This window comes from Chromobacterium sp. IRSSSOUMB001 (assembly GCF_023507765.1).
Taxonomy (GTDB): Bacteria; Pseudomonadota; Gammaproteobacteria; order Burkholderiales; family Chromobacteriaceae; genus Chromobacterium; species Chromobacterium haemolyticum.
The window spans coordinates 58592-68041 of sequence record NZ_JALCYU010000009.1 but is presented as its reverse complement, the minus strand read 5'-3'; the positions used below and the strand labels follow the sequence as shown (position 1 = coordinate 68041).

Below are 9450 nucleotides of genomic sequence, written 5' to 3'. Positions count from 1 at the left end.
CGCTGAACATTTTTTGCAAGCTGGCCCTCGTCGGCAAAAGTACCATCCACTCTCTCTGTTTTTATGACCGGATAAAGGCTTTGAGCGTCAGTTGACGACACTGGCAATTCCAGGCGATAGCGGGCGGGAAGCGGCGGATACACGCCGCGCGATGCGAATCCGCAGCCGGCCCCAAGAACCAGCGCAAATCACCCAACAGATCCACCGAACAAAAAACACGCCGACATGCAGCGATGCTACGGGGAATAGCACACAAGTCGCGGCATTGGTCGACTCGATCCGCATGGTCCGCCATGCGCTATTGCGCCGTGCGCGCAAGAGGAACTAGAAGATGGCGTTACATAAAGATGGCTTCATGAACAGGCAATTTGTATTTGGCGATTTCGTCTTGCACTTCGACGGCATGCTGCTGCATCGCGAGCAGCAAATCAGCATTCCGCCCAAGGAATTGGCGGTGCTGACCACCCTGCTGGAAGCAGCGGGAGAGCTGGTCAGCAAGGACGCGCTTTTGGACCGCGTCTGGCCGGATGGCGAAGTCAACGAAGAATCGCTGACCCGCTGCATCTACGCGCTGCGGCGCATCCTGCTGGAAACCAAGGACTGCCGCTACATCGACACGGTGTACGGCAAGGGCTATCGCTTCAGCCGTCCAGTGGCCATGGTGTCCAAACCGACGCCGCTGGCGGCTCAATGCTCGGTGGCGGTGCTGCCTTTCCGCACTCACCCACAGCTGGACGCGGTCAGTCTGCACAACGCTCTGGTGCAATGTCTGTCGCGCTACTCGCCGTTCGGCCTGATCGTGCTGCCGGCCACCATCACCGAGAACTGCCGCGACGTCACCGACATCGTGGCAATGATCGACCAGCTGCGCCCGGACTATTACCTGGCCGGCCAGACTCTGCAGCAAGGCGGCGTCTGGAAGCTGCGGGTGGAATTGGTGCGCGCCGCCGGCCATCAACTGATCCACCATGAAAGCATAGAGCTGAGCCCGGAACAGCCCATCACCGCGCTGCAGACCCGGCTGGCCAGCCTGCTGCCGCAACGCATTCCCGGCCTGCGCTGGAATCAGGGCCAAAACAACGAGCTGGGCTCGCTTGACATGGCCATCACCTATTTGAACGGCCGCCACGAACTGCAACAACACACCCCGTCCAGCCTGCGCCGCGCGCTAATGCTGCTGCGCCAGTGCGTCAACGCCGGCCCCAGCCACGCACTGCCTTACTGCAGCTTGGCCGAGTGTTATCTGACCCTGGCCCAGTTGGGCCTGTTCGACCAAGCCCAGGCGCTGATCCAGGCGCAGCAGGCGGTGAACAAGGCGGTGGAGCTGGACGCGGCCAACCCCCAGGCGCTGGGCTTGCTGGCCCTGCTCAGCAGCATGCGCTCTCAGCAGGCGGTGGCAGAGGCCCTGTTCGAACAGGCGCGACTGCTGGCGCCGGACGCCGTCGACATCCATTACTACCACGCCTGGCATTTATTCCTGTCCGGCAAGCTGGCCCAGGCGCAGCAGGCGCTGGACGCCTGCCTGGAACGCGACCCTTCGCGCATCTCCGCCAGCATTCTCAAGCTGTGGCTGACCTATTACGAGCGCCGCATCGAAGACGCGGTATCGCTGGGCAAACGCCAGCTCTGCCAATACGGGCAGAACCACCCGGTGCTGCAAAGCGTGCTGGCGCTGCTGCTGGGACTGCAAGGCCAGCACGCGCAAGCCGACGAACTGGTCCAGGCGGTGCGCGACTCCGGCGAGGAGGCCGGCCTGCTCGCCCTCAATCACAGCTATGTGGACTACTGCCGGCGCGGCGACGCCGCGCTGCCGGCGCTGCGCGCCTTCCTCGCCAAGGTGGACAGCCGCCAGGTGCGCTCCAGCCTGCTGCCGCTGATTCTGGCCGCGCAGGGCCCGGAGGCCGCAGTCCAGCATTGGCGCCAGTTGCAGGCCGAAGGCTATCTGTGGATCAAGGCCTGGCGCCATGATCCGCGTCTGAGCGAACTGGCGGAACACGCCCAGCCTTGCCAGCCGGAGGCGGCGTGATCCGCGTCTGTCTGCTGTCCGCTCTATTGTTATGCGCCGGCGCGGCGCGGGCGGACTGCTGGGATCGTGCCGGCCGCATGTTCAATATCGCGCCGGACTTGCTCTACGCCATCGCCCAACAAGAGTCGGGGCTCAAGCCGGACGCGGTGGGACGCAACCGCGACGGCAGCCGGGACCTGGGCCTGATGCAGATCAACAGTGTCCATCTGCCGCGACTGCGCCAGTTGGGCGTCACCGAACCGCAGTTGATGGGCGACGCCTGCCTGTCCGTGGTCGTCGGCGCCTCCATCCTGGCCGAGATGATGAAACGCTACGGTTATTCCTGGGAGGCGGTGGGCGCCTACAACGCCGGCACCGCGCCCAACCGCCGCGCCTTGCGCATGCGTTACGCCGAGCAAGTGTGGCGGCGCTACCAGAAACTGCGTCAAGCCGCCCCACCCCCAAGCAAGGAGCTCTCATGATTCGCTCGCTTCCCCCGCCGCGCCCGCAGCCCGCCGCGGCCCCGGTCGCCGCCCCAAGAACCTGTCCGCAGCCGGCCTGGACCGCCCAGCTGCGCGGCGTCAGCCAGGCGGCCTCGCCTCAGCCCGCGCCGCGCACGGCTCAGCCCAGCCGCTCCGTCAGCCAACTGCGGCAAGCTTTTCAACAAGCCGCGCCCCAGGCTCGCGCGGAAATATCGGCGCGGCCCATGGGCAAACTGCGGCAGGCCATGGCACAGGTGAACGGCGGGCCAGCACGCGCCGACGCCGCGCCGATGCCCAAGCGCGATCCGATGGCGCTACAGCGCATGTTGAAGATGTCGCCCGAGACCTTCCTGGCTTTTCAGAAAAGCCTGGAGGGCAGCGCCGGCAAGCGCGCGCCGGCCAAGGAGACTCCAATGCCGGCCGCCGTCGTGCAAACCGCGCCCACCGCGCCCACCGCTCCGGTGCTGAGCGCCGCGCCGCAGCCAACGCAGCCCGGTCAGATTCCACCGCCGCCACCGCCGCCACCTCCCCCACCGCCGCCGTCCGTCAACGCGGCGGCCCCGGCGGCCGGCCCGGCGCGCGCCTGGAACAAGGTCGCGGCGGCCAGCGTGGCCGATATCCAGCAATTGCGCGACGAGCAGAGCCAAAAACTGCGCAAGGAGCCGAGTTCAAAACCCTCTACCGCCACGCCGGAAGGAACGAAACTCATCAATGAATTGAAAGAAAGAATAGCGGCGCGGGCCGATAGCGCCCAAGAGCGCTGAACCCGCGCCATCCCCGATCCCCCTTTACATGGCGGCCGCCGCTTCCGCGGCACGCCGCCATGCTTTTTCCCTCCTCCCCGAATCTGATTCCCCTCCCGAGATTTCATCGGTTTTCCATCAGGAATCCGTTCCGGCTTGTCCGTAAAGTGAATGCCAACATCGCAGAACCTTGCGCACTCACCGACAGACACCATGGCAGCTGAAGACATCACTCTCTCCGCGCCGGCGCCCATCGTGGTCCGCCTGCTCAACAGCCCGCTGCGCGGCTGCGAATTCCTGTTGCAACCGGGCAAGACCTTGTTTCTGGTCGGCCCGGCCGCCGCCCTGACCGAAGCAGGCCAGTTGCCGGAATTGCCCGCCGACGCTCTGTTCATTCCGCTGGAACAGGGGGGCGTCAATTTCGAAGTGCTGATCGATCGAGCCGAGCCTGACCAAGTGACTTTGCGCGAACTGCGCGACGCCGGCATTGACGAACGTCCGGCCGAATTCAACCGTCCGCTGCGCATCGGCGCGCTGGAACTGGCGTTGCGGCCGGAACATCTGTCCTGGTCGCCGGAAGTGCTGGGTCACGGCCAGGACACGCCCCCGCCGGAACAAAAACCGGCGCGTCGCCACGCCGCCGCCGCGGTGGCGCTGGCGGTGATCGCCGCGCTGTTGCTGGCCGGCGGCGGCTACTGGCTGTGGAACACCCCCCAGCGCCAGGCCTCGGAATTGAACGCCTTGCTGGGACGCGACAGCCAGCGCTTCCAGGTGCTGCCCGGACGCGACGGCGTGTTTTACGTCTCCGCCGCCAATGAGCGCGACAGCGCCTGGGCGCGGCAAGTGCTGGCGCGCGGCGACTACAACCGCCCGGCGCGGGTGCTCAGCCCTCAGCAGGAAAACGAACGCGTCGGCCGCTGGCTGGCGGATCACTACCCGCACCTGCCCTACTACCGCTTGCAGCTGGACAACCCGCGCCGGCCGCAGCTGTGGGTCAGCCAACAGCGCGCCGCGCTGGGCGGGCCGGCCAGCCAGGCGCTGTCGCAGCGGCTGGCAGAACAAATGCCCTACGCCGACGCGGTGGACATCGTGCCGGTGGACGACGCCGCAGCCGCGAGCCAGGCCGAAACCGGCCTGTCGCGCCAGGCGCTGCCCTTCACGCGCAGCGAGCAGCCCAACGGCGTCACCTTCGTGATCCAGGGCTCGCTGGACGACGGCGAACTATTGCGCGCACGCCGCTTCGTCGACGACTACTACCGCCAATGGGGCGGCCGCTACGTGCAATTCGCCATTGAATTGAAGGACGACTGGCTCAAGGGCAAGTCCTTCAAGTACGGCAACCAGGGTTACGTCAAGATGGCGACTGGCCACTGGTATTTCCCCAAACCCCTGTAAATCAAAGGAAAATCACCATGCCAATTATCTCTAATCCGGATTGGACCCTCAGCGACATGTCCAAGGAGTTCGACACCGGCACCAGCAAGCTCCAAACCGAACTGACCGACGCGCTGAAAAAGTTGAACGGCAACCCGTCCAACCCCCAGTTGCTGGCCGATTACCAGAGCAAGCTGTCCGAGTACAACCTGTACCGCAACGCGCAGTCCAACACCGTCAAAGTGTTCAAAGACATCGACGCGGCCATTATTCAGAACTTCCGCTAAACCCCGACGCCGGCCACGCGCCGGCGCTTCAGGAGTCCGCCCATGACCCCCATCTCCACCCTCTCTCTGGATTCGCTGACCGCTCAGGTCAGCGACATCACTCGCTCCGAACACAATCTAGTGTCGCTGGACGACCGCCTCATCCAGGCCTTCTCGCAAAACGCCGTGGGCGTAGGCATGGAGAAGGACGCCATTCTTCAACGGCTGGAACAGCCGGGCCTATTGAGCAATCCGGCCGTGCTGATGGAGCTGCAGCAGCGCACCTCCAATTACAACCTGGAGGTGTCCATGATCAGCACCCTCACCCGCAAAACCGTGGGCGCGGTAGAAAGCCTGCTGCGCTCATGATCCGCCATGGTTTCAAAGCCGTATTGCTGGCATTGCTGCTGACAGGCTGCCAGCAGAAGGACTTGCTCAAGGGCCTGGATCAGCAGCAGGCCAATGAAGTGATCGCCGTCTTGCAGCGCCACAATATCGAGGCCGACAAAACCGACCGCGGCAAGGCCGGCTTCAGCATCGCCGTGGCGCAGCCGGACTTTGCCGCCGCCGTGGACTGGCTGAAGGCCTACAACCTGCCTTCGCGGCCGCGGGTGGAAGTGGCGCAGATGTTCCCGGCGGATTCCCTGGTGTCCTCGCCGCGCGCGGAAAAGGCGCGGCTGTACTCCGCCATCGAGCAACGGCTGGAGCAGTCGTTGCAAACCATGGACGGCGTGCTGTCCGCGCGCGTGCACGTCAGCTACGACCTGGATTCCGGCGAAGGCGGCCGCGCCGCCAAGCCCATCCATTTGTCCGCGCTGGCGGTGTACGACCGCGATGTGGATCCGGAGCAAATGGTCAACGACATCAAGCGCTTCCTGAAGAACAGCTTCGCCGACATCGATTACGACAATATCTCGGTGGTGCTGTCGCGGCGCAGCGAAGCGCAACAGCAGGCGCCCACCGCGCCGGCGGATGAGCGCGGTTCCGGCCTGAGCTGGCTGATGGCCGGCGTGGCGCTGATCGCGCTCTTGGGCGCCGCGGCGGCCTGGCTGTGGCAACGCCGCGCGCCCAAACCCGCGGCAGCGCCGCCCGCCGCCGAGCCGCAGACCGGACATGAATAAGCCGCCCGCCGCCCGTTCCCCGGCGCTGCAAGCGCTGCTGTACGACCCGCTGGCCTACCTGCACCCGCGAAGGCTGGTCCTGCCGTCGTCGCTGACCGCCTCCGCCGCCGCGCGCGCGGCGGCCAATGAACTGGTGATTTCCGCCTATCGGCTGGACAGCGACTGCGCCGACGCCCAGTTGGACCCGCTGGCGCGGCAATGGCTGCGCCACTGGCGGCGTCTGCCTCAAACCGCCTATTTGCTGGGCTGCCACGCCTTGCGCGCCGGCTTGGGCTGGCAGGCCGGCCTGCTGCGGCTGCCGGACTGGGCGCAGGAATTCGCCGCCGTGGCGCTGCCGCCGGACGCCGCCGCCGCGCAACGGCCGGCGCTAAGCCACGGCGCGCTGCTGCTCACCGGCTACGGCCGCCTGCAAGCTTGGCGCGAGCGGCTGCCGCGCCCCTTGGCGCAACGCTTGCCGCTGCAGTTCCCGCCGGAGGCCGACGCCGCGCCGCCGCAACCGGCCGCCGACGCCCTGATTCTGACCTTGGCCCTACAACATGCCCAGAGACATCCCCACACCCCGCCCGCCGATCGCCGCTGAAGGCGTGCTGGTGCGCCGCGGCCAGCTGCGCCGCGCCGCCCGCGCCGACCAACTGGAGCGCGACGCGCGGCAACAGGCGCAGCGCGTGCTGCGCGAAGCCGAGCGCCAGGCCGAATCCTTGCGCCGGCAAGCCAGCCAGGAAGGCTACCAGCAAGGCATGCTCGCCGCGCTGGAACACGCGGCCGCCCATCTGGCCGCCAGCCAGGCCATGGCTTGGAACTGGCGCGAGCGGCTGGAGCAAGAGGCGCGCGCCATGCTGGCCGCGGCGGTGGACCACCCGGACACGCTGCTGCTGCTGCTGGACGAATGGCTGCGCGGCCTGGATCAGCCGGACGCCACTCTTTACCTGCAACTGCCCAAGCGCGCCCGCGCGCTGCAGCCGCAGCTGATGACGCTGCTGGCGGAAAACTGGCCCGGCGCCATCCAGATCGACTACCACGCCGACGCGCGCTTCATGATGCGCTGCGCGGACCAGGCGGCGGAGTTCTCGCCGGAGCAATACGTGGAACCGGCCAGCCGCCAGCTGCTGCAATGCCTGGAGCCTTTGCCCCAAGACTGCCGCCGTTTGTCGGAACAGGCGCTGCGCGGCTTGATCGCGCAACTGGAACAAGATCTGGCGGCCTTGGCCGCCTCAGACAGGAGCCCGGAATGATCCCCTCGCTGACCCCCTCCGCCTTGGGCCGCGCCGCCGCGGCCGGCGACGACCTCATCCCGCTGCAGCAACGGCTGCTGGCCGCGGCGCAAGACGCCGACGGCGCCCCGCCGCCAACGGAAACGCCGGAGGCCGACGACGCCAAGCCGGTGGAGCCGCCACCGCACAAATGGCCGGACTTCGAGTCCGACCCCGTCGCGGTGGCCTTCCTCGCGGCGCTACGCGAGCTTCCGCCGCCGGCGTCCGACTCTCAAGAGGACAAACAGCGCTATGCCGACGCCGTCGGCAAGCTGCTGGGCGAGTTCAAGGACCCGGCCACCGGCGAACAGGCCTTCACCACCTTGAAGCAGAAAAACGACATGATCCAGCGCACGCTGGAACAGATTGACGCCGCCTCCCCGCTGCACACCGCCCTGATGACCTCGCTGGTGGGCAATATCGGCGTTGCCGGCATGATGCAGCAATGGATGCAGGACGCGATCATGTCCGGCGGCGTGCCCAAGGAGATGGAAGACTGGTGATTCACACCGCGTCCCACAAGGCCCGCGCCGCCGCCGCGTGATAGAAGACGTCGCCGCTGCGCTGGAACTCCCGCCGGCAGGCGTACACCAGCTTGATCACATGCTCGTTGCGCACATTCAGCGCGCGCTGCAGCAATAAGGGCCAGGCCGGCTGCTCGTCCGGCAATTCATCCGCCTCCAGCGCCGGCGCGCCGATGGACACATAGGCGACGCAGAAGGTCTGCCACAAGGCGGGACGCCACTCCTCCGCCGGCAGGCCGGGCAGATGCTCCAGCACGTCGCGCAGCGCCAGCGTCGCCGTCACCATGTGCAGGGCGGTGAAGTTGTCGGTCTGCCAGTACACCCGCAGCGCCGCCCGCGCCAAGGCGTCCAGCCAGTCCGGCGTTTGCGGCGCGCCGGGCAGCGCTGCGGCGAAACGCGAATCGGCCAGCACTTCTTCGAACCGCTCCTGTATCCAGTACTCCGGACTGTTCCAGCCGGCCAGCGCCTGCGACAAGCGCTCCAACCCATCCTCCGCCGAGGCCGTCGGCGCGTTCGCGTCCAAACCGGCGGGCAGGCGCAGATAGCTGCTCAGATAATAGGCCAGGGCCGCCGCCGCCTCGCCGGCATGGCCGGCGCGCAGGGCGAAGGCCAGCCGGATCAAGGGGTGGAAAGCGCCGCCGCCGGGTGAAAACGGCAGGCTGCCCAGCACCTCGCGCGCGGTTTCTTCCACGCCGCGCGCCGCCACTCTCTCCTCCATCACCCTGAGCAGCGCCGGGAAAGCGTCCAACCGCCCCACTGCCTCGTCCCAACGTCCCCAGCCGATATCGTAGTCCGCCGCTTCCGCGGGCTGAGCGCGCTCGCTTTCCCAAAAATCGAAAAATGCGCGCAGCTGGTGCGGCTCCGCCCCCATTTCCGCCAAGGCGGTCAGCGCCATCGGGCAGTGGTTGGTGGTGTCGCTGTGCATCAGCGAAAACTCATGGTTGGCGTCCAGCAAGGCATGCAGTTCGGTGTGGCGGCTTGGCGCGTTCATGGCGTCCTCCTTGAAAAAATCATGACCTTACGATAAAAGTTAAAGTCAACTTTAAGTCAAGCGAGTCCGCGCATGCCCGCCGCTCCCACTGCTAAACCCTTCCCCTGGCTCAGCATAGGCGAGCTGGCGCGCCGTTCCGGCGTGGCCGCCAGCGCCCTGCGCTACTACGAAAGCCAAGGCCTGCTGCACAGCGCCCGTTCCGCCGGCGGCCAACGCCAATACCCGCGCGACGCGCTGCGCCGCGTCGCCTTTATCCGCGCGGCCCAGATCGTCGGCATCAGCCTGGACGATATCCGCGGCTCGCTGGCCGCCCTGCCCAGCCAGCGCACGCCGACGCCGCGCGACTGGGAGGCGCTGTCCGCTAACTGGCTGCCGCGCCTGCAGCAGCGCATAGACGAACTGACCCGGCTGCGCGACCGGCTGGGCAACTGCATAGGCTGCGGCTGCCTGTCGCTGAGCCAGTGCGCGCTGTACAACCCCGGCGACCGCGCGGCCAGCCTGGGCGAAGGACCGCGCTATCTGATAGGCGAACCGCCGACGGAGGCAGCCGACCAAGACGACGGCTGAGAACGTGTTTACGATCTCGCGAGCTAGAGCAGGACAAGGCGTTGCGGCTGAACAAGCAGGGTGCGCGCGCGGCACGTGAGCATTTCGAAGACGGCTCTCATCGCATAAGGGCTCAGTTGCTCGTAAA

General features: G+C 66.8%; 12 protein-coding genes. 11 read left to right on the top strand and 1 reads right to left on the bottom strand.

The genetic code is table 11. The features are described 5' to 3' along the window. The first annotated feature begins 331 nt into the window (after positions 1 to 331). From MOV80_RS13505 to MOV80_RS13460, 10 genes are all read left to right on the top strand, one after another. Positions 332 to 2026 carry a HilA/EilA family virulence transcriptional regulator gene (locus MOV80_RS13505; protein ID WP_052051886.1) on the top strand — a complete coding sequence of 565 codons (1695 nt, stop codon included), beginning with the start codon at positions 332 to 334 and terminating at the stop codon, positions 2024 to 2026. Beyond that, positions 2023 to 2487 (top strand): type III secretion system invasion protein IagB, encoded by a 465-nt coding sequence (iagB, locus tag MOV80_RS13500; protein ID WP_051002580.1) that lies wholly within the window; start codon positions 2023 to 2025, stop codon positions 2485 to 2487. Before MOV80_RS13505 ends, iagB begins: the two co-directional genes overlap by 4 nt. Beyond that, on the top strand, positions 2484 to 3251 hold the full coding sequence (locus MOV80_RS13495) for a hypothetical protein (protein WP_191186064.1): 768 nt from the start codon (positions 2484 to 2486) through the stop codon (positions 3249 to 3251). The genes iagB and MOV80_RS13495 overlap by 4 nt, the downstream gene beginning before the upstream one ends. A gap of 192 nt (positions 3252 to 3443) precedes the next feature. Further along, complete coding sequence (locus tag MOV80_RS13490) at positions 3444 to 4625, top strand: PrgH/EprH family type III secretion inner membrane ring protein (RefSeq protein WP_249605211.1); 1182 nt, start codon at positions 3444 to 3446, stop codon at positions 4623 to 4625. 17 nt (positions 4626 to 4642) lie between these two features. Then, positions 4643 to 4891 (top strand): type III secretion system needle complex protein, encoded by a 249-nt coding sequence (locus MOV80_RS13485; RefSeq protein WP_107732058.1) that lies wholly within the window; start codon positions 4643 to 4645, stop codon positions 4889 to 4891. Positions 4892 to 4933: 42 nt separating this feature from the next. Then, entirely contained in the window at positions 4934 to 5239 is a 306-nt protein-coding gene (gene sctI, locus MOV80_RS13480) for a type III secretion system inner rod subunit SctI (RefSeq protein WP_019101638.1), read from the top strand. After that, on the top strand, positions 5236 to 5991 hold the full coding sequence (locus MOV80_RS13475; RefSeq protein ID WP_081575931.1) for an EscJ/YscJ/HrcJ family type III secretion inner membrane ring protein: 756 nt from the start codon (positions 5236 to 5238) through the stop codon (positions 5989 to 5991). Before sctI ends, MOV80_RS13475 begins: the two co-directional genes overlap by 4 nt. Then, a complete protein-coding gene (locus tag MOV80_RS13470) occupies positions 5984 to 6571 on the top strand; it encodes a type III secretion apparatus protein OrgA/MxiK (protein WP_043589655.1) in 588 nt (195 codons plus the stop codon). The genes MOV80_RS13475 and MOV80_RS13470 overlap by 8 nt, the downstream gene beginning before the upstream one ends. Further along, complete coding sequence (locus MOV80_RS13465) at positions 6528 to 7223, top strand: oxygen-regulated invasion protein OrgB (protein ID WP_141113263.1); 696 nt, start codon at positions 6528 to 6530, stop codon at positions 7221 to 7223. The genes MOV80_RS13470 and MOV80_RS13465 overlap by 44 nt, the downstream gene beginning before the upstream one ends. Continuing rightward, the gene (locus tag MOV80_RS13460; RefSeq protein ID WP_019103483.1) at positions 7220 to 7744 is read left to right on the top strand and encodes a hypothetical protein; all 525 of its coding nucleotides are present in this window, start codon (positions 7220 to 7222) and stop codon (positions 7742 to 7744) included. The genes MOV80_RS13465 and MOV80_RS13460 overlap by 4 nt, the downstream gene beginning before the upstream one ends. 1 nt (position 7745) lies before the next feature. Here the strand turns inward: MOV80_RS13460 and MOV80_RS13455 are convergent, their stop codons facing one another. Beyond that, on the bottom strand, positions 7746 to 8756 hold the full coding sequence (locus MOV80_RS13455) for a questin oxidase family protein (RefSeq protein WP_081575933.1): 1011 nt from the start codon (positions 8754 to 8756) through the stop codon (positions 7746 to 7748). Between the two features lie 72 nt (positions 8757 to 8828). On the opposite strand from MOV80_RS13455, the gene soxR reads away from it, so the two are divergent. Continuing rightward, positions 8829 to 9323 (top strand): redox-sensitive transcriptional activator SoxR, encoded by a 495-nt coding sequence (gene soxR, locus MOV80_RS13450; RefSeq protein WP_019103485.1) that lies wholly within the window; start codon positions 8829 to 8831, stop codon positions 9321 to 9323. Positions 9324 to 9450 lie beyond the last annotated feature (127 nt).

What these genes read in the sequence shown, in the direction of transcription:
- MOV80_RS13505 (WP_052051886.1), top strand. Translation starts at nt 332, where the DNA reads ATGGCGTTACATAAAGATGGCTTCATGAACAGGCAATTTGTATTTGGC.
- MOV80_RS13490 (WP_249605211.1), top strand. Translation starts at nt 3,444, where the DNA reads ATGGCAGCTGAAGACATCACTCTCTCCGCGCCGGCGCCCATCGTGGTC.
- MOV80_RS13465 (WP_141113263.1), top strand. Translation starts at nt 6,528, where the DNA reads ATGCCCAGAGACATCCCCACACCCCGCCCGCCGATCGCCGCTGAAGGC.
- soxR (WP_019103485.1), top strand. Translation starts at nt 8,829, where the DNA reads ATGCCCGCCGCTCCCACTGCTAAACCCTTCCCCTGGCTCAGCATAGGC.
- MOV80_RS13455 (WP_081575933.1), bottom strand. Translation starts at nt 8,756, where the DNA reads ATGAACGCGCCAAGCCGCCACACCGAACTGCATGCCTTGCTGGACGCC.
- MOV80_RS13495 (WP_191186064.1), top strand. Translation starts at nt 2,484, where the DNA reads ATGATTCGCTCGCTTCCCCCGCCGCGCCCGCAGCCCGCCGCGGCCCCG.
- MOV80_RS13475 (WP_081575931.1), top strand. Translation starts at nt 5,236, where the DNA reads ATGATCCGCCATGGTTTCAAAGCCGTATTGCTGGCATTGCTGCTGACA.
- MOV80_RS13485 (WP_107732058.1), top strand. Translation starts at nt 4,643, where the DNA reads ATGCCAATTATCTCTAATCCGGATTGGACCCTCAGCGACATGTCCAAG.
- sctI (WP_019101638.1), top strand. Translation starts at nt 4,934, where the DNA reads ATGACCCCCATCTCCACCCTCTCTCTGGATTCGCTGACCGCTCAGGTC.
- MOV80_RS13470 (WP_043589655.1), top strand. Translation starts at nt 5,984, where the DNA reads ATGAATAAGCCGCCCGCCGCCCGTTCCCCGGCGCTGCAAGCGCTGCTG.
- MOV80_RS13460 (WP_019103483.1), top strand. Translation starts at nt 7,220, where the DNA reads ATGATCCCCTCGCTGACCCCCTCCGCCTTGGGCCGCGCCGCCGCGGCC.